The organism is Labrenzia sp. 5N, assembly GCF_012395805.1.
GTDB lineage: Bacteria > Pseudomonadota > Alphaproteobacteria > Rhizobiales > Stappiaceae > Roseibium > Roseibium algicola.
The window spans coordinates 420,635-439,467 of the sequence record NZ_JAAZTM010000020.1 but is presented as its reverse complement, the minus strand read 5'-3'; the positions used below and the strand labels follow the sequence as shown (position 1 = coordinate 439,467).

The 18,833-nt window shown below is 57.2% G+C and carries 18 protein-coding genes; 13 read left to right on the top strand and 5 right to left on the bottom strand.

Annotation, left to right across the window (positions count from 1 at the left end):
• Nucleotides 1-11: 11 nt before the first annotated feature.
• The 3 genes from HEP89_RS22535 to HEP89_RS22525 all read left to right on the top strand — a co-directional run bounded on the left by HEP89_RS22535 (nt 12) and on the right by HEP89_RS22525 (nt 3,304).
• The gene (locus HEP89_RS22535) at nt 12-674 is read left to right on the top strand and encodes a protein-L-isoaspartate O-methyltransferase (protein WP_031268553.1); all 663 of its coding nucleotides are present in this window, start codon (nt 12-14) and stop codon (nt 672-674) included.
• A gap of 210 nt (nt 675-884) precedes the next feature.
• Complete coding sequence (locus tag HEP89_RS22530; RefSeq protein WP_228148040.1) at nt 885-2,276, top strand: TolC family outer membrane protein; 1,392 nt, start codon at nt 885-887, stop codon at nt 2,274-2,276.
• 284 nt (nt 2,277-2,560) lie between these two features.
• Nucleotides 2,561-3,304 carry a DUF2497 domain-containing protein gene (locus HEP89_RS22525; RefSeq protein WP_022998753.1) on the top strand — a complete coding sequence of 248 codons (744 nt, stop codon included), beginning with the start codon at nt 2,561-2,563 and terminating at the stop codon, nt 3,302-3,304.
• Nucleotides 3,305-3,324: 20 nt separating this feature from the next.
• On the opposite strand, the gene HEP89_RS22520 is transcribed toward HEP89_RS22525, so the two are convergent.
• Nucleotides 3,325-3,753 (bottom strand): DUF1284 domain-containing protein, encoded by a 429-nt coding sequence (locus HEP89_RS22520; protein WP_168693078.1) that lies wholly within the window; start codon nt 3,751-3,753, stop codon nt 3,325-3,327.
• Nucleotides 3,754-3,936: 183 nt separating this feature from the next.
• Between HEP89_RS22520 and HEP89_RS22515 the strand changes: the two genes are divergently transcribed.
• Both HEP89_RS22515 and HEP89_RS22510 read left to right on the top strand, forming a co-directional pair.
• Nucleotides 3,937-6,867: a valine--tRNA ligase gene (locus tag HEP89_RS22515; protein ID WP_168693077.1), complete on the top strand. Its 2,931-nt coding sequence runs from the start codon at nt 3,937-3,939 to the stop codon at nt 6,865-6,867.
• Between the two features lie 177 nt (nt 6,868-7,044).
• Entirely contained in the window at nt 7,045-7,527 is a 483-nt protein-coding gene (locus HEP89_RS22510) for a DUF2155 domain-containing protein (protein WP_088665247.1), read from the top strand.
• 27 nt (nt 7,528-7,554) lie between these two features.
• Here the strand turns inward: HEP89_RS22510 and HEP89_RS22505 are convergent, their stop codons facing one another.
• From HEP89_RS22505 to HEP89_RS22495, 3 genes are all read right to left on the bottom strand, one after another.
• Nucleotides 7,555-8,346, bottom strand: coding sequence for a GNAT family N-acetyltransferase (locus HEP89_RS22505; protein WP_168693076.1), 792 nt, complete (start codon nt 8,344-8,346; stop codon nt 7,555-7,557).
• 97 nt (nt 8,347-8,443) lie between these two features.
• The gene (locus HEP89_RS22500) at nt 8,444-8,920 is read right to left on the bottom strand and encodes a GNAT family N-acetyltransferase (protein WP_168693075.1); all 477 of its coding nucleotides are present in this window, start codon (nt 8,918-8,920) and stop codon (nt 8,444-8,446) included.
• Nucleotides 8,921-8,980: 60 nt separating this feature from the next.
• Nucleotides 8,981-9,649, bottom strand: a complete 669-nt coding sequence (locus tag HEP89_RS22495; RefSeq protein ID WP_022998747.1) for an alpha/beta hydrolase — start codon at nt 9,647-9,649, stop codon at nt 8,981-8,983.
• A gap of 299 nt (nt 9,650-9,948) precedes the next feature.
• On the opposite strand from HEP89_RS22495, the gene HEP89_RS22490 reads away from it, so the two are divergent.
• The 8 genes from HEP89_RS22490 (at nt 9,949) to tenA (ending at nt 17,695) form a co-directional block, all read left to right on the top strand.
• The gene (locus HEP89_RS22490) at nt 9,949-11,118 is read left to right on the top strand and encodes a cysteine desulfurase family protein (protein ID WP_168693074.1); all 1,170 of its coding nucleotides are present in this window, start codon (nt 9,949-9,951) and stop codon (nt 11,116-11,118) included.
• A gap of 103 nt (nt 11,119-11,221) precedes the next feature.
• On the top strand, nt 11,222-12,694 hold the full coding sequence (gene sufB / locus HEP89_RS22485; RefSeq protein ID WP_031268546.1) for a Fe-S cluster assembly protein SufB: 1,473 nt from the start codon (nt 11,222-11,224) through the stop codon (nt 12,692-12,694).
• Between the two features lie 66 nt (nt 12,695-12,760).
• A complete protein-coding gene (gene sufC, locus HEP89_RS22480; RefSeq protein WP_006933229.1) occupies nt 12,761-13,516 on the top strand; it encodes a Fe-S cluster assembly ATPase SufC in 756 nt (251 codons plus the stop codon).
• A 14-nt stretch (nt 13,517-13,530) separates the two neighbouring features.
• Complete coding sequence (gene sufD, locus HEP89_RS22475) at nt 13,531-14,850, top strand: Fe-S cluster assembly protein SufD (protein WP_168693073.1); 1,320 nt, start codon at nt 13,531-13,533, stop codon at nt 14,848-14,850.
• A 35-nt stretch (nt 14,851-14,885) separates the two neighbouring features.
• On the top strand, nt 14,886-16,142 hold the full coding sequence (locus tag HEP89_RS22470) for a cysteine desulfurase (protein ID WP_075283955.1): 1,257 nt from the start codon (nt 14,886-14,888) through the stop codon (nt 16,140-16,142).
• 11 nt (nt 16,143-16,153) lie between these two features.
• Nucleotides 16,154-16,549, top strand: coding sequence for an SUF system Fe-S cluster assembly protein (locus HEP89_RS22465; RefSeq protein ID WP_006933232.1), 396 nt, complete (start codon nt 16,154-16,156; stop codon nt 16,547-16,549).
• Between the two features lie 73 nt (nt 16,550-16,622).
• A complete protein-coding gene (gene sufA, locus HEP89_RS22460; RefSeq protein ID WP_022998742.1) occupies nt 16,623-17,000 on the top strand; it encodes a Fe-S cluster assembly scaffold SufA in 378 nt (125 codons plus the stop codon).
• Nucleotides 17,001-17,032: 32 nt separating this feature from the next.
• On the top strand, nt 17,033-17,695 hold the full coding sequence (gene tenA / locus HEP89_RS22455) for a thiaminase II (protein ID WP_197923278.1): 663 nt from the start codon (nt 17,033-17,035) through the stop codon (nt 17,693-17,695).
• Nucleotides 17,696-17,770: 75 nt separating this feature from the next.
• Here tenA and HEP89_RS22450 read toward each other — a convergent pair whose 3' ends face one another.
• Nucleotides 17,771-18,832: a GGDEF domain-containing protein gene (locus HEP89_RS22450; RefSeq protein ID WP_022998740.1), complete on the bottom strand. Its 1,062-nt coding sequence runs from the start codon at nt 18,830-18,832 to the stop codon at nt 17,771-17,773.
• Between the last annotated feature and the right edge of the window lies 1 nt (nt 18,833).

The following is an 18,833-nucleotide window of genomic DNA, read 5'->3' as shown; positions in this document are numbered from 1 at the left end:
TGAGGGCCGATATGACGGACTTTAATCAGTCCCGCCGCAAGATGGTGGATAACCAGCTGCGCACCAACGATGTGACCGATCACCGGATCCTGGACGCAATGGAAGTGGTGCCGCGCGAGCGCTTCGTTCCCGCATCCAAACGTGCCGTTGCCTATATCGACGAAGATCTGCCGATTGGAGCAGTCGAAACCGGCCGCATGCTGATGAAGCCGCATATTTTCGGAAAGCTGGTTCAACTAGCGGATATCCGGGAAGGCGATGTCGTTCTGGTCATTGGAGCTGGCACCGGTTACAGCGCTGCAGTCGTTTCCAAACTTGCTGCTTCCGTCGTGGCTCTTGAGGAAAATCCGGACCTTGCCAAGACGGCAACCGAGGTTCTGGTCGATCTCGGCATCGAAAATGCGGTTGTCGTGGAAGGCGCACTGGCAGCAGGCTATTCTTCCGAAGGCCCTTACGACGTCATTTTCGTGGACGGAGCCGTCGAAGTGCTGCCAAAGGCTCTGACTGACCAGCTGAAGCCGACAGGACGTCTGGCAGTGATTGAAGGACGCGGTGGTGCTGGCGTCGCCAAACTCTACCAGAAATCGGGTTCTGCGGTGAGCAGCCGATTCGGTTTCAATGCCTCCGTTAGCGTGCTTCCTGGCTTCGACAAGGCTGACGAATTCGTTTTCTGAGCGATCAATTTGGTCCGGACTGACAGAAACCCGCCGAATGATGGCGGGTTTTTGCTTTAAAAGCGGAGAAATGGCTTAACGCAGCGATAACTTGTTGCCATTAAGCCGCACTCGCGGAAATTCGCAATTATCCGCTCTCAAACGGTTGAAGAATAACACCCATCAGTTTACTCAACAGGATCAAGTAGGTTGACCCGGAAGGAGTGTGGGGTGTCTGGTCGTTCAACTCTAAAAGTTTTGACCATTGCTATTGGCCTGTTGGGTGGCGTTTCCGCCACCGCCTTGACCGGTGCCTCCCTGTCTCCCGCTGATGCTGAAACCATCAGAGAATCGCTGGCGCTTGCCTATTCGAACAATCCCACCTTGAACGCGGCGCGTGCGCAGCTTCGTGGTGTGGATGAGAATGTGCCTCAGGCACTGACGGGCTGGCGGCCAACCGTGACAGCATCCGCAGCAGCCGGACGCCTCGCAGCCGGGGCCGACTCGGCGATCGACTATCGCAACAATGCGTCGATCTCGCTGACAATCAGTCAGACCCTGTTCCGCGGCTTCCGGACGATCAATTCCACCCGTCAGGCAGAAGCTGTCGTGCGTGCTCAGCGTGAAAGCCTGATGTCGACGGAGCAGGACACGCTGCTGGATGCGGCAACGTCCTACGTGGATGTGATCAGGGATACGGCTCTGGTGTCGCTTCAGCGCAGTGACCTTGCCTTCCTTCAGGAACAGGTAAGAGCCGCACGTGACCGGTTCGACGTAGGTGAGGGCACCCGGACGGACGTCAGCCAGGCAGAAGCCCGCGCCGCCGAAGCCCGCGCCAGCCTCAACACCGCGATGGCCAACCTGAATACAAGCCGCGCCATCTACCGTCAGGTGATCGGCGTTGAGGCACGCAGCCTGTCGGCGGATACGTCGATCAGCCGCTACGTTCCCAAGTCCATTGACGAGGCGATGCAGCTGAGTGAAACACATCAGCCATTGATCCGTCAGGCACAACACCTTGTCGATGCTGCCATTTTCAACACCAAGACGATCGAAGGCGAACTTCTGCCGACCGTCACCTTGGATGGCAGCATTTCCAGATCGTGGAACCCGTCTGCAACGACCGACTACAGCGATAATGCGCAGATTTTCGGTAACGTCAGCATTCCGCTCTACCAGGGTGGTGGCGTGTCGTCGCGCGTGCGGCAGGCCAAGGAAGAGCTGGGCCAGACCCGTCTGCAACTGGATGTGGCGCGCGATCAGATTCGCGCCAACGTCATTTCCGCCTGGGGTAACTACCAGGCGGCAGAAGCTTCCATCGTTGCAGCCCAGGCCGCCGTCGAAGCACAACAGCTGGCTCTGGAAGGCGTTATTGAAGAGCAGCGCGTCGGTCAGCGCACCACGCTCGACGTTCTTGACGCTCAGCGCGAACTGGTCATTCAGCAGTCCAATCTCGTAACAGCGCAGCGCAACCGGATTGTCAGCGGATATCAGCTGGTTGCTTCGATTGGCCGGTTGGACGCTGAATCACTTGGCCTCAACGTTGCCCGCTACAATCCGAAGCAGCATTACGAGGCTGTGCGGGACCAGTGGTTTGGTCTGCGCACTCCGGATGGCCGGTAAGAAACTGGTAACTTATATTCTTCACGATGGCGGCTGACGGTCGAAAGATCTTCAGCCGCTTTTGTTATTCGGCTGAACATCCTGACAAATTTACGAAGGATGACGTGAAACGCCTGGCCGAATTCCACCCTTGATCGGTAATTCCCGACTAAAAAGGGGATAAGGCGATGCTTCGGGGCGCGTTCACTTTGCGCGTTTCTTATTGACCCGCATAATTTCGGTTAACGAATCATTTTGATGGAACAGACTGTTCCTGAGCGTAGCCGGTAAGTACGGGGGAAGTCATGGCGCAGGCGAAGAAGGCTGATGAGCCGTCGATGGAGGAAATCCTCGCGTCGATCCGCCGAATCATATCCGATGAGGACTCCCAGGGAGCCGAAGACGGCGAAAGCGGCAGCAGCGAACCCGTAGAGACACCAGTAGAAGAAGAGGCGGCGGACGATATGGGCAATGCCTCCGAAATGTCCCAGGACGATCTCGACAAGCTGTTCGACATGAGCAGCGACGATGATGAAGACGACCTTCCGGTAGAAGATGACGACGCGGATGACATGGCTGCGGCCATGGCTGCGGATGCCGAAGAAGACGAAGGCGAAGACGTTCTGGAGCTGACCGAGGAACTGGCGATTCCTGACGATGATGCGATGGACATTGTCGAAGGAATGGCAGAGGACCTGGACGGCGACGAAGGAGACATTTCCTTCGCGGCTCCACCTGCTCCTGAATTTGACCCCGAACCGGAACCTGTTTTCGACCCTGAGCCTGTGATGGCCGCTCGGCCGGTGCCTGACGATTTGCCGAATGTGGCGGACGATGCCCCTCTGACATCGCAGAACACCGGTGAAGCCGTTCACGCGGCATTCGACAACCTGTCGAACATGTTTGTTGGCTCGCAGGCGCAGACTGTTGAGGAGCTGGTCAAGGAAATGCTGCGGCCGATGCTGAAGGCGTGGCTGGACCAGAACCTGCCTGGCATGGTCGAGCAGATGGTTCAAAAGGAAATTCAGCGCGTGACGCGCCGGCGCTAGGCCGGATTTGTCCGAAGATTTCAGTCAGGGGGTGTCAGATGGCATCCCCTGAATTCGTTTCTGGCAATCGCTGAGCACATGCTCTGCCAATCACAGCCTTGGCATGCCTTGCGGATTGAGCCGTTAGCGAACGCATCCCTCAGAAAAGACAGTGTCTGTCGGTCCAAAATGATGGAATTTCCCTTTTCAAGAGGGCGTCCGAGCGCCAGTGCAATATCAGCGGCCGCTGTCCGGTCCCTGTCGCGAACGCTTTCATTTCGACAATGGCACCCCGGTTCGTCCAACATTGGCTGGCACAAGGTGTCTGGACCTTCTACCAGCTCAATGGGTTCACCTTCATTCAGGCGCTGAACGATTGTGCTGTAATTTTGGACAAAGGCCGGCGTATAGCCTTTGCCCAGATAGGTCAGCATGCAAAGCAGGTGGTGCGGACGGATTGAAACGGTCATGACCCGCTTATCGCAGCAAACGTCATTCAACCCAAGTTCTGATCGGAAGACAGGCAATTCACCTATCAAAAGCGCTACTGGGCAGCAGGTTTGCCCCGCATAGGCGGTTGACTTGCGGCAGCGCATCCGATTTACACGGTGCTTCACGAAAATCGAAATTCATTCTCCCATTGAGTGACCCTGATGCTGGATAAGACCTACGATGCGGCCAGCGTTGAGCCGCGGATTTACGAAACCTGGGAAAAGGCGGCGGCCTTCAAGGCCGGAGCTGGTGCCAAAGAGGGCGCAGCCTCCTTTTCCATCGTAATTCCGCCGCCGAACGTAAACGGTTCGCTGCACATGGGGCATGCTCTCAACAACACACTTCAGGACATCCTGATCCGCTGGAAGCGCATGCAGGGCTTTGACACCCTTTGGCAGCCGGGCACCGACCATGCGGGGATCGCGCTTCAGATCGCTGTCGAAAGACAGATGGCCGAACGCAACGAGCCGAGCCGCACAGAGATCGGCCGCGAGGCATTCGTGCAGCGTGCGTGGCGCTACAAGGGAGAAGTCGGCAGCGCGATTATCGCTCAGCTCAAGCGTCTGGGCGCATCATGCGACTGGTCGCGTGAGCGGTTCACCATGGACGAAGGCCTGTCGGAGGCCGTCCGCAAGGTTTTTGTCGACCTCTACAACGAGGGCCTGATCTACAAGTCCAAGCGGCTCGTCAACTGGGATCCGAAGATGGAGACAGCCATTTCGGATCTCGAGGTCGAGAACATCGAAACCGACGGACACATGTGGCACTTCCGCTACCCGCTTGCTGGTGGCGCGACCTATGAATACGTCGAGAAAGACGAAGAGGGGAACATCACCCTTCGCGAGACCCGTGACTATATTTCGATTGCCACGACACGGCCGGAAACCATGCTGGGTGACGGTGCCGTTGCCGTTCATCCGGACGATGAGCGTTACAAGCCAATTGTCGGCAAACTCTGCGAAATCCCGGTCGGGCCAAAGGAACATCGCCGTCTGATCCCGATCATCACCGACGAATATCCGGATCCGGATTTCGGCTCGGGGGCGGTCAAGATCACCGGTGCACATGATTTCAACGACTATGGTGTCGCTCAGCGCAACAAGATCCCGATGTACCGCCTGATGGACACCAAGGGTGCGATGCGCGCCGATGGTGCGCCTTATGTCGAAGAGGCCGCCAAGGCCCAGGCGATCATCGAGGGCGCAGAGATGACCATTCAAGAGGTCGATCTCATCAATATCGTTCCGGACGATCTGCGTGGACTTGACCGGTTCGAGGCGCGCAAACGCGTTATTGAACAGATCACGGCGGAAGGTCTGGCAGTTACGGCGCCGGCGGATCATCCGGACGTTACCTGGATGAAGGGGCAGGCCCCTGAATGGAACACGCTTGGCCGGGCCGTCGTTCGTCCGCTGGAGGAAGGCGTGGAAGCGCCGGAGCGGTTGCCGCTGGTTGAATCCAAGAAGATCATGCAGCCGTTCGGAGACCGCTCCAAGGTCGTCATTGAGCCGATGTTGACGGACCAATGGTTTGTCGATGCCAAGACACTGGCGGCCCCCGCCCTGAAAGCCGTTCAGGACGGCACGACCAAGCTCATTCCCGGCAACGCCGACAAGGTCTATTTCAACTGGCTCAACGACATTCAGCCCTGGTGTATTTCCCGCCAGCTCTGGTGGGGCCATCAGATCCCTGTCTGGTACGATGAAGATGGCAAGGAATACTGCGCGCATTCCGAGGAAGAGGCCGTTGCAATGGCAGGCGGCAAGGCGCTGACGCGGGACGAGGACGTCCTGGACACGTGGTTCTCCTCTGCGCTCTGGCCGTTTTCGACGCTTGGTTGGCCACACAAGACGCCGGAACTCGAGCGCTACTACAAGACGGATGTGCTCATCACGGGTCTCGACATCATCTTCTTCTGGGTTGCCCGGATGATGATGCAGGGCATTCATTTCATGGACGAAGTGCCGTTCCACACGGTTTACTTCAACTCGATCGTTGTTGACGGCAAGGGCAAGAAAATGTCCAAGTCGACCGGAAACGTGATCGATCCTCTCGATCTGATCGGCCGTTTCGGCGCCGATGCCACCCGGTTTGCGCTTGCGAGCCAGGAGGTTCAGGCCCGCAGAATGCTTCGAATGTCCGACCAGGCAGCCGAAGGCGGTCAGCGCTTTGCCACCAAACTCTGGAACGCTGCCCGGTTCGCCGAAATGAACGGCTGTGCCCGGATGGAAGGGTTCGACCCGGCAGCAACCAAGCACACGCTCAACCGTTGGATCGCAACGGAAGCAAGCCGCTGTATCGCCGAGGTGACCACGGCACTCGAGGACTTCCGGTTCAACGATGCATCCGGTGCTGCCTATCGGTTCACCTGGAACACGTTCTGCGACTGGTACCTGGAACTCGCAAAGCCGATCTTCAACGGTGATGATGAAGCTGCCAAGGCTGAAACCCGGGCAACGGCAGCATGGGCGTTGGACGAAATCTTGAAGGTCCTGCATCCGATCATGCCGTTCCTGACGGAAGAACTGTGGGAGCGTCTCGGAAACGAAGGCAACGCGCATGATGGCTTGCTGATGCTGACTGCCTGGCCGGAGCCCAAGGTTTCCGATGAGGCTGCGGCTGGTGAGATCAACTGGCTCGTGGATCTGATTTCCGAAATCAGATCGGTTCGCGCGGAAATGAACATTCCGGCAGGTGCGAAGGTCTCCGTGGTCGTCACAGGGGCCAGCGAACAAACCAAGGCTCGGCTCAAGACCCACGAATCTGCCATTCTTCGTCTGGCAAGGGCAGAGACCGTTTCCCTGGCTGATGCAGCTCCCTCCGGAGCGGCCCAGATTATTGTTGGCGAAGCCACGGTCTGTCTGCCACTCGCCGGGGTCATCGACCTTGGTGCAGAAAAGACCCGACTTCAGAAGGAAGCCGGCAAGCTGGAAGGTGAGATCTCGAAGATCGAGAAGAAGCTTTCCAACCCGGCATTCGTTGCCAAGGCCCCCGAAGAGGTTGTTGACGGCGAACGCGAAAAAGTTGCCGAATCCAAGGAAAAGCTGGAGAAGGTCCAGACGGCGCTCGGTCGTCTGGCGGAAATCGGCTAGATCATTTCTCGGCCCGGAACGAGCTTTGTCTTTTCCGGGCCGCAATTCGGTGCTAGCGCCGCATAAAAGAACACACGTATGCTTAGCACCTGAGGAATCGAATTGAAGCTGATGGCGGACCAGTTTGACACGATGAAAGCGGTAAAGCGCCTGGGCGCAGGCCTTGGAATCGCGGCGATGGCGATGGTCATGCCCCTGGTTTCTGCAAACGCTCAAAAGATCGAAAACCCGGTCGCCGTCTTTTCGGGCCTCGACAAGATCACCGGACGTATCATCTCCTTCGATGTTTACATTGGTGAAACCGTCCAGTTCGGTGCGCTGCAGGTCACGCCAAGGGTCTGTCACACGCGCCCTCAGACAGAATCGCCTCTCACGACCGGTTTTGTTCAGGTCGATGAAATCACGCTGAACAACGAAGTACGGCGGATCTATTCCGGCTGGATGTTTGCAGCCAGCCCGGGCCTCCACGCGGTTGAGCACCCCGTGTACGATATCTGGCTGACCGATTGTAAACTTGCCTCAAGCGTTCCGCCGCCAGAAGATTATGCCGGTCCTCCCATTAAAGGCACCGTTGCAGAGGGCGAAGACCCGTTGGCTGGACCTGACGACGGTCTGGATACTGGTCCGGGCGTGCCGCGTCCGAAACCCTTCCAGGGGTAGGCAGAAGTCGGAAAACGGCTTTGGGTCTTATCGCGTAAACCGTTCTGCTCCTCTGGTCGCGAGCCCGGAATAGAGTTCTTGCGACAACGAAAGCCCGCAACCTTCGACCATTCGGCGTGATGTTGTGTTCGTTGCCGCTACCAGTTCATAGACATGTGTCGCTGAAAGTCGTGTCAATGCTGCGTCCGCCATCAGCGCATTGACGTAAGTGCCGAACCCTTTACCGCGATGTTCAGGCGCAACGGCAACGAGACCACCCCAGGCATACTTGTGATAGGGGCTGTGATGATTGTGCGGCAGATAGGCGTGGGCACAAGCGGCAAGGCAACCTGCGTCATCCATCAACCCGACGGAAACAACCGCACCATGATCGCCATTCAGGAACGATCCTGAGAACGGAGCGATTCCAGCCGCTGCCATAAACTCCTGGAACGAACGCGTCAGTGGACCCTCTGCACCGTCAAGCTCTGAAAATGCGCGAATGCCGCCTGGAAGGGCGGTCGAAAGGGTCGGCCTTGTTGCGTCGCGGATCGCATTTGTGTCGCCCACGAATACATCCCAGGTGTCCAGCCGGTAGCCGTTTTCTGTCAGAGCGTTTTCCAGGTCGGGCTGACGGGCTTTCTCAAGCAGACGAAACCCGAACACGCCATCTTCTGCCAGTACTTCGAAAATGGAGTCGAACCCCAGGGCATCAGGGTCGTCCGTACCGAGCGTGCGTACATTGCAGCAGGCTCCGGGCGTCTTCATGGTCCAGCCGTAACGTTCTTCCGCTCGCTGCTGGAGCTTGATTTGCTGTTCCGTCCCGAAGTAGCCGGCCATCGTGTTCACGCCTCCCGGTTCTCAATCTGGGAAATCAAGGCAGGCAAATACCAGTCTGTCCAGTCTGCTAAATGTTACAGGGACTTGGCGGTTGCTCTCAATTGCGTGCAGGGTACCCTGGAGCGCGTAATTCAAAGCCAGTCTTGGAGGTGGTGAACCCGAGGTTCTCGTAGAACCGATGAGCGTCCTTGTTGGCTGAACCCGACAGCAACATCACCTTGAAACATCCGGCCGAAAACGCCTTGTCGGTGGCAACACGAAGTAGTGCCTTTCCAATTCCGCTCCCCCGCCAGTCGGCATGTGTAACGACATTTTCAACAAGGGCGAATGATGCGCAGCCACGCGTCAGATTGGGCACGACAATCAGCATGCAGGTCGCAACCAATGTGCCTGCCAGTTCTCCGACAAGCAAATCGACACCTTGTTGCGTCAGGATCTGGTGAAAAGTTTCGAGGCGAAAATCATCATCAGCGGCAATGTCGTTGGAAATCAGTTGGGCATAGAGCGCGCAAAGTCCCTGGAAATCTTCGGACTTTGCCGAGCGGATGACGAGACTGTCTATTGACACGGGCATGAGAACCGCAGGCGTTCGGACAAATGAAAAGCCCGCCGGGTGGCGGGCTTTGGTGTCGTGTCAGTCGATGTCGACGTAATCGGATGGCGTCAGCCCAAGCCGCCCATCCACATATGTGCCGCAACGCTGCATGAGCTCGTCCATATCGTTTTCGAAGAAATGGTTGGCTCCCGGAATGGTTTCGTGATCGATCACGATGCCTTTCTGGGTTTTCAGCTTGTCGACCAGCGTCTGCACATCCTTCTGCGGAACGACCTTGTCGTTATCACCATGAATGATCAGGCCGGAGGACGGGCAGGGGGCCAGGAAAGAGAAGTCGTGCAGGTTTGCCGGTGGGGCGACCGAGATGAAGCCTTCCACTTCAGGGCGGCGCATCAGCAACTGCATGCCGATCCAGGCACCGAACGAGAAACCGGCAATCCAGCAGGCGCGGGCGTCTGTGTGTACGGTCTGCACCCAGTCGAGAGCCGCCGCTGCATCGGACAGTTCGCCCTGGCCATGGTCGAAGGAGCCTTGCGACCGGCCGACGCCGCGGAAGTTGAAACGCAGCACTGCAAATCCGCGCCGGGCGAACATGTAGTACATCTGGTAGACGATCTGGTTGTTCATCGTGCCGCCGAATTGCGGATGCAGATGCAGAACCAGGGCAATGGGCGCGTTGCGTTTTCTGGCGGGATGGAACCGGCCCTCAAGCCGGCCGGCGGGACCGTTGAAGATCACCTCAGGCATGAAACGCTATGTCCTTGTCATTTTGTCGCGCAGAAGAAGATCGCGCGGTAATTTGGGCTCACGATACGTGGTTTCCCGTAAGTCTAAACTTGACTCTTTGTCTCCGAGTTTCTAGAACCCTGTTTAGAATTATTCGAAAGTTCGCACCATCCCTCAACAGGCAGACGATGCTCGGTTCGACCGGTTGGGGGCAGTTATCGTCATCATGGCGGAAAAATTCAAGGTTTTTCGCACATGTGACTGATAATAAAGCGAAAATTCGATTTTTGCGAAACTCGAGTTCAAGCGTAAGAGGCGCTATGCAGCAGCAGTCAGCCCCGATCTATCTGGACCACAACGCCGGCGCGCCTCTGCGCGAAACCGCGCGTGAGGTCATGATCGAGGTGCTGAATGATGCAGGCAACGCATCCTCCGTTCATGCTCACGGCCGCAAGGCGCGTGGACGCATTGAAACCGCACGCGAACAGGTCGCCCGTCTTTGCAATGCCAGGAACCGTGCTGTGACATTTGTGTCCGGCGGAACGGAAGCGAACATGACGGCGCTTTCACCGACCTGGCAGGACCAGGGAGCGCCCGTTTACCTCGACAAGTTGTTCAGGAGCGCGATCGAGCATCTTTCCGTGATGACCGGCGGACGCTTTGCGGTTTCCGATCAGGTGGTCATACCTGTCGACAGCGATGGCCGTGTTGAGCTCGGTGCCCTCGAACTGGCTGTCAAGGACGCCGGGCCAAGCCTCATTTCCGTAATGGCTGCCAACAATGAAACCGGTGTCATCCAGCCTCTTGCCGAAATCGGTGCCATTGCCGAAAGACACGGCCACTTCTTTCACGTCGACGCGGTTCAGGCTGCCGGCCGGATGCCGATCGATCTGGAAAGCTGGAAGGCAGATGTCCTGACGCTGTCTGCTCACAAGTTCGGTGGTCCGCAAGGCATTGGCGCGGTTGTGGTGCGTTCAACGGCCCGTGTACCTGCGCCTTTGATGGTTGGTGGTGGTCAGGAAAACTGGCGCCGCGGCGGAACGGAAAACGTTTCGGCAATCGCCGGCTTCGGCATTGCCAGCAAGGCTGCTCTTGAAGAATCGGCCGATACGCGCCATCTGAGCGATATGAAGGCGAAGCTCGAAGCCGGGCTGTGCGCGATTTGTCCTTCGACAGTTATTTTTGGCGACAAGGCTGAAAGACTGTCCAACACCTGTTGCTTTGCCGTTCCGGGCATTCCGGCAGAAACCGCGCTGATCGCCTTCGATCTCGACCATATCTCGGTTTCATCCGGTTCAGCCTGTTCTTCCGGCAAGGTGTCCGTGTCTCATGTGCTGACAGCCATGGGCGTTCCGGAAGATCTTGCCCGCTGCGCCTTGCGTATCAGCATGGGGTGGAATACCTGCGGCGCCGATATCGACAGGTTCCTTGAGCTGTGGCCGAAAATCGTCGGCAGGCTCAATCCGCAAGCACGTCATCAGGCGGCTTGACGACAAGATTTAGGCAGCTTCGCTGCCAGACATGGCGCAGGTGACAAGGTCCCTGCAGGAAATAACAAAAGCAGGCACGAGGCCTGTTGAATGGAGGCAAGACATGCCAGCTGTACAGGAAACCATCGATACGGTGAAAGCCATCGATGTCGACCAGTATAAATACGGCTTTGTGACCGATATCGAGTCGGAAAAAGGCGCCAAAGGCCTGTCCGAGGAAACCGTTCGCTTTCTGTCGGCTAAAAAGAACGAGCCGGAGTGGATGACCGAATGGCGCCTTGATGCGCTCCGCCGCTTTCAGCAAATGGAAGAGCCGACCTGGGCGCGCGTTTCCTACCCGAAGATCGATCTCGACGACCTCTACTATTGGGCGTCCCCGAAATCCGTCGAAGGCCCGAAAAGCCTGGACGAAGTCGATCCGGAACTGCTGGCGACCTACGAAAAGCTCGGTATTCCGCTGCGCGAGCAGGAAATCCTGGCCGGTGTCGAGCCGAAGAACCGGGTTGCGGTCGATGCTGTGTTCGATTCCGTTTCCGTCGTGACCACGTTCAAGGAAGAGCTGAAGAAAGCCGGCGTCATCTTCTGCTCCATTTCCGAAGCACTGCGCGAATATCCGGATCTGGTGAAGAAGTATCTTGGCTCCGTCGTTCCGGTGACCGACAACTACTACGCGACGCTGAACTCGGCTGTCTTTTCGGATGGATCCTTTGTCTATGTGCCTGAAGGCGTTCGCTGCCCAATGGAACTGTCGACCTATTTCCGTATCAACGAACAGAACACCGGACAGTTCGAACGTACGCTGATCATTGCCGAGAAGGGCGCTTACGTGTCCTACCTGGAAGGCTGTACGGCACCTCAGCGTGACGAGAACCAGCTTCATGCCGCTGTCGTTGAACTGGTGGCCCTGGATGATGCGGAGATCAAGTACTCCACCGTCCAGAACTGGTTCCCGGGCGACAAGGACGGCAAGGGCGGCATCTATAATTTCGTCACGAAGCGTGGCGACTGCCGCGGCAAGAATTCCAAGATCTCCTGGACGCAGGTCGAGACCGGTTCGGCGATTACCTGGAAATACCCGTCCTGCATCCTGCGCGGCGAAAATTCGCGTGGTGAGTTCTATTCGATCGCGGTTTCCAACGGCTACCAGCAGGTCGACAGCGGCACAAAGATGATCCACCTGGGCAAGAATTCTTCCAGCCGGATCATTTCCAAGGGCATTTCCGCAGGCAAGTCCCAGAACACTTATCGTGGCCTGGTCTCCGCTCACCGCAAGGCCTCGAATGCGCGCAACTTCACCCAGTGTGACTCACTGTTGATTGGCCAGGACTGCGGTGCTCACACCGTGCCTTACATCGAGAGCAAGAATGCCTCGGCCCAGTTCGAACACGAGGCGACCACCTCGAAGATCTCGGACGACCAGATGTTCTACTGCCTGCAGCGCGGATTGTCGGAAGAAGAAGCCGTGGCGCTGATCGTCAACGGTTTCGTCAAGGACGTCATCCAGCAGCTGCCCATGGAATTCGCCGTCGAGGCACAGAAGCTGATCTCGATCAGCCTGGAAGGATCCGTGGGCTAGAGGGCCTGCAAAGTTACGAATTGATTTGGGCCTTGAATGCCCGCCGAAATACGAGGAACAATCTCAATGCTTGAGATCAAAAACCTGCATGCCCGCATTGCGGAAGACGAAACAGAGATCCTGCGCGGCATCGATCTGACCATCAATGCAGGCGAAGTACACGCCATCATGGGCCCGAACGGTTCCGGCAAGTCGACGCTGTCCTACATCCTGGCCGGCAAGGACGACTACGAGGTTACCGAAGGCGAGATCCTGTTCAACGGAGAGAACCTTCTTGAGATGGAGCCGGATGAGCGCGCTGCTGCGGGCCTGTTCCTGGCGTTCCAGTACCCGATCGAAATCCCGGGTGTTGCCACCATGGAATTCCTCAAGACGGCGATGAACGCACAGCGCAAGGCGCGCGGTGAGGACACGCTGTCGATCCCGGACTTCATGAAGCGCGTCAAGGAGGCTGCCGGCCACCTGAACGTCTCCATGGATATGCTGAAGCGCCCGCTCAATGTGGGCTTCTCGGGTGGCGAGAAGAAGCGTGCGGAAATTCTGCAGATGTCCTTGCTTGAGCCGAAGCTCTGCGTTCTCGACGAGACGGATTCGGGCCTCGACATCGATGCGCTCAGGATCGTTTCTGAAGGCGTGAACAAGCTGCGCGGTCCCGATCGCGCCATGGTGGTGATCACCCACTATCAGCGTCTGCTTGACCACATCGTTCCGGATGTCGTCCACGTTCTGTCCAAGGGCCGCATCGTCAAGACCGGTGACAAGGACCTTGCGCTGGAGCTGGAAAAGAACGGTTACGCCGACTACATCGACACGGCCGCCTGAGGGAGCAAAGCGATATGAACGCCAGCGCACCCATCAAACACACCCAGGCGGAAAGCGACCTGCTGGAGCGCTTCGACAGCGCGAAAGACGGTTTGGCCGGCTCGGTTGCCGTCAAGGCTCTCCGCGAAGCGGCGCTCGGCCAGATTCGGGACCGTGGACTGCCGCATCGCCGTGTAGAGGAATACAAGTATTCCGACCTGCGTGCCTACATGAAGTCGGCTGCCTCCCTTGCGGGTGCAACTGACGCGGCCATTGCCAGCAAGCTGATCGAGACACAGGACGGCTTCGGAGATCTCGACCGGTACCGCATCGTCGTTGCCAATGGGTCCTATCTTGCCGAGCTTTCGGACGTGGAAGCGCTCGCAGGCGAAGGTGTAACCCTGACAAGTGTTGCCGATGCTCTTGCCGGCGAAACAGGCACCCAGTTGATTGCGTCGCCAAAGACGGGACCGTCCGACGGTGTCGTTGCCTTGAACACTGCCTTCCTCCAAGGCGGCGTCGTCATGACAGTCGCGGCGGGCGTGGAAGTGTCCAAGCCGGTCGAGCTGGTTCAGGTGGCGACTTCCACGGGCGCGCAGGCCGTCCGCAACCGCATCGAACTTGGCGAAGGCGCAAAATTACGTCTTCTGGAAACCTTTGTCGGAGATACCGGTGAAGGGGAACTGAACACGGTGTTTGACTACGATCTCGCCGACAAGGCAGCGCTTGCTGCCACGCGATTGATCGTCGGCAAGACGGACGCCGCGCAGCTGTTTACGACAATCGCAACGCTTGGCGCTGAAACCGAGCTGAAATCGCTTGGCTTCATCGCTGGACCGCAGTTCACGCGCAACCAGCAATTCATCAACTTTACCGGCGAAAATTCGGAAGCGAAAATCTACGGCGTGACCATGGCGGGCGGTAAATCGCTGGCTGATCAGACGCTGATCGTCGATCATGCTGTGCCACACTGCAACAGCCGCGAGTTCTTCAAGACCGTTCTGGACGGCGAGGCCAGGGGTGTCTACCAGGGCCGCATCAACGTTGCCCAGCATGCGCAGAAAACCGATGGCGAGATGATGACCCAGGCTCTGCTCCTTTCCGAGGACGCGGAAATGGCCAACAAGCCGGAACTGGAGATTTTCGCGGACGACGTATTGTGCGCTCACGGTGCGACCAGCGGACAGATTGATGAGGATCTGCTCTTCTACCTGCGCGCCCGTGGCATTCCGGAAGACGAGGCAAAGACCCTTCTGGTACTCGCTTTCCTGTCTGAAGCGATTGAAGAATACGGCGAGGACGAAGTGACCGAGGGCCTGGAAGCGCGCGTGCGTGACTGGCTTGCCAATCACTGACATCTGAAGCGAACGGGAATAAGGAGCAGCGCCGCATGACGGTCGCGACCGCAGAAGAAACAACCGGCAACACCGGTTACGACGTCGAAACCATCCGTCGGGATTTTCCGATCCTGTCGCGAGAGGTTTACGGCAAGCCGCTGGTCTATCTGGATAACGGTGCTTCCGCCCAGAAACCCCAGCAGGTGATAGATGCGGTGACCAAGGCTTACTCGGAGGAGTACGCCAACGTTCATCGTGGCCTGCATTTCCTGTCGAATACCGCAACGGACAACTATGAAGCCGCGCGCGAGAAAGTGCGCCGTTTCCTGAATGCCGGATCCGTCGATGAGGTGGTTTTCACCAAGTCCACGACCGAAGCGATCAACCTGGTGTCATATGGCCTCGGGCCCGACTATTTTGCCGATGGCGGTGAGATCGTTCTGTCGATCATGGAGCACCACTCCAACATCGTGCCTTGGCATTTCCATCGGGAGCGTCACGGTGCGAAGTTGAAATGGGTCTATGTTCGCGAGGATGGCTCGTTCGATCTCGATGCCTTTGCTGATACCTTGACGGACAAGACAAGACTGGTTGCGCTCACGCACATGTCGAATGTTCTGGGCACGGTCGTTCCGGTGAAGGAAGTTTGCCGGATCGCGCATGAACGGGGCATCCCGGTGCTTGTGGACGGAAGCCAGGCGGCCGTACATCTTCCTGTCGACGTTCAGGACATCGACTGCGATTACTATGTCTTCACGGGACACAAGGTCTATGGGCCGTCGGGCATCGGGGTCTTGTGGGGCAAGCCGGATCGGTTGAAAGCCTTGCGTCCCTTCAACGGTGGCGGCGAGATGATCCTCGACGTGACCGAGGACCTTGTTACCTATAATGAACCGCCGCACAGGTTTGAGGCAGGTACGCCACCGATCGTGCAGGCAATCGGTCTTGGCGCGGCTCTCGACTATATGGATGCGATAGGCCGTGAAAACATTGCACGCCACGAAGCTGATCTGAAGGATTATGCCCACCGGAAACTGCGCGAGATCAACTCGCTGCGGATTTTCGGGGATGCGCCGGACAAGGGTGCAATTGTCTCGTTCGAACTGCAGGGCGCCCACGCGCACGACGTTGCCACGATCATCGACCGGGCAGGGGTCGCCGTGCGGGCAGGGACCCATTGTGCACAGCCGCTCTTGGCAAGATATGGTGTGACCTCTACATGTCGGGCAAGCTTCGGGCTTTACAACACGCGTGCGGAAGTGGACGCGCTGTATGAAGCCCTGTTGAAGGCTCAGAGCTTTTTCGGGTAAGGACGGACCCCATGGAAAACGCTACCACAATCGATACCGGCGCGGACGGCGAAGAGTTGCAGACGGAAGTCTCGGCCAAGAGCGCCATTCCGGCAAATGAACTCGACCAGCTGACCACCGATATTATCGGTGCTCTGAAGACGGTCTACGATCCGGAAATTCCGTGCGACATCTATGAGCTTGGCCTGATCTACAAAGTCGATATCGAGGATGACAGGTCGATCAACATCGACATGACCCTGACGGCCCCTGGCTGCCCTGTGGCTGGCGAAATGCCGGGCTGGGTGGAAAATGCCGTTTCTGCGGTTGCAGGGGTGGGGCCGGTCAACGTCGATATGGTCTTCGACCCTCCCTGGACACCCGATCGCATGTCTGACGAAGCGAAGGTTGCGCTCAACTGGTATTGAGCTTCAAGCCTTTAATCGGATAAGCTGAAACCCCATATCAGGTTTAGCATTCGCTGCACTGAACGAGGATCATATGGCTTCCGCCGCTAAATTCCAGGTGATGACCCTGACTGACGCCGCCGCCGAGCGCGTGAAGGAACTTGTCGAGAACTCTGACAAGAATGCCATCGGCTTGCGTGTCGGTATCAAGAAGGGCGGCTGTGCCGGTATGGAATACACCATGGAAATGGTGGATGCGGCGCGGCCTGGTGATGATGCCGTTGAAGACAAGGGGGCGAAACTCTTCGTGGATCCTTCTGCCGTGCTCTTTCTGCTCGGCACGGAAATGGACTTCGAAGTGACCAAGTTCCGTTCAGGCTTCATCTTCAAGAACCCGAATGAAGTGTCCGCCTGTGGCTGTGGGGAATCCGTTTCGCTTCAGGCTGCGGACCTGAATGCCCTGGCACGCTGATCGCGCCTTTCTATCTATTCGATGAGATTTTCATGAGCCTTTTCGAGCGGCTGAAGGCCGACGCCGGTCCGCAATGGTCAGACTACACCCGTCACGCATTTGTTCAGCAGCTTGGCGCGGGAACGCTGCCGTTATCTTGTTTCAAGCACTACCTGGTTCAGGACTATCTGTTTCTCATCCAGTTCGCCCGCGCTTATGCGCTTGGCGTCTACAAAAGCCCGTCAGTCACCGACATGCGTCAGTCACTGGAGGGGGTAAAGGCGATTCTGGATGATGAACTCGATCTGCATGTCGAGATGTGCCGCAGTTGGGGCATGGAGCGTGACATGATCGAGCAGGCACCAGAAGACACGCCCACAATGGCTTATACGCGCTTTGTGCTCGATGCCGGTATGGCTGGTGATCTCCTGGACCTCCAGGCCGCTCTTGCACCTTGCGTAATTGGTTATGCGGAAATTGGAGCCAGGCTGGCCGCGGAAGGCTGCGACACCGATCGCAATCCCTACGCACGCTGGATCCGGGAATACGCCAGTGAAGGCTATCAGGAACTCGCAAAAGGCTTTATCGCCTGGCTCGACGGAACTGCAGGCCAGACGTTGACGGAGCACCGCTATCCGCGCGTGCTGTCCATATTTGAGAAGGCCTGCCGTCTGGAAAGTGATTTCTGGCAGATGGGGCTGAATGCAAAAGACTGAGACAGTTTTCTGCTCAGCCCCTGTTTTTCCAATGAATTTAGAAACTTGATACTTGATCAGGGACGATGCCTTGGATCAGGCAACGTCTTCTCGTTGATCCACTCCTGCAAGATCCTTTTCAGTCTTCACTAGGTTTCGACCGGCATCTTTTGCAAGGTAGAGCGCTTCGTCCGCGCGCGAAACGATGGAATGGACCGTATCGATGTTCTCGTAGGTTGCGATGCCGACAGAGATGGTCACACGGCCGAGATTTTCTCCCGTTGAACGTTTCACGAGTTCTTTGGACATCACCGCATTTCGGATGTTCTCGCCAATTTCGGCAGCATCTTCGAGCCCGACATGTGGCAGAATGATCGCAAATTCCTCACCGCCATACCGGCAGGCGATGTCCTGTGCCTTGATGTTCTGTTTAACCGCAAGTGCGACAAGTCGCAGAACCTGGTCGCCAGTCTGGTGGCCATAGGTGTCGTTGAACTTCTTGAAGTGATCGATATCGGTCATCAGCAAGGAGAAACCACGACCGCTCTCCTTCGATTGATCGATGACACGTTCAATCGAGTTCTCGAAGTGTTTGCGATTGTTGAGTGTTGTCAGCTCGTCCGTCAGGGATTCGTAGCGGATCGCTTCCAGTGACGACTGCAGGTTCTCAATGTGTTTCTTGGACTCCAGCAGCTGGCTCTCCAGCTTGCGGTTGGACGCAACTGCATTCTGGGTCGATTTCACCAGATGTGTGACGTAGTTCTGTAATTTCTCCGGATCGGAGACCGACCTGATCTTTTCACCTGCCTGCTCGAGCGCGGTGCCATAATCGGACGTGGCGTCAGCACTCAGCTTTAGCGTGTCGACCAGTTCTTCAACTTCCCGGGAAACCTTGGAGCCAACTTCATCCAGGCGATCACCGAGCCGTGTCGGCGACAGGAAACGACCGTAAAGGGTCAGCATCTCGTCGGTGCTGATCCTGCCGTTGGATTTTATGGATTCATTGACGGCCCTGTTCAGGCCTTGATTGTATCCAGCCGCGTAAGTGTACCAAAGCTCGTAGGAACGAGGGTAGGCTGGCAGCACATTCTTCTTGATGTAACTGATTGCGGACTCTCCATACTGGATAGTCCGCTTATGGTCGTCTTCATCCGCCATC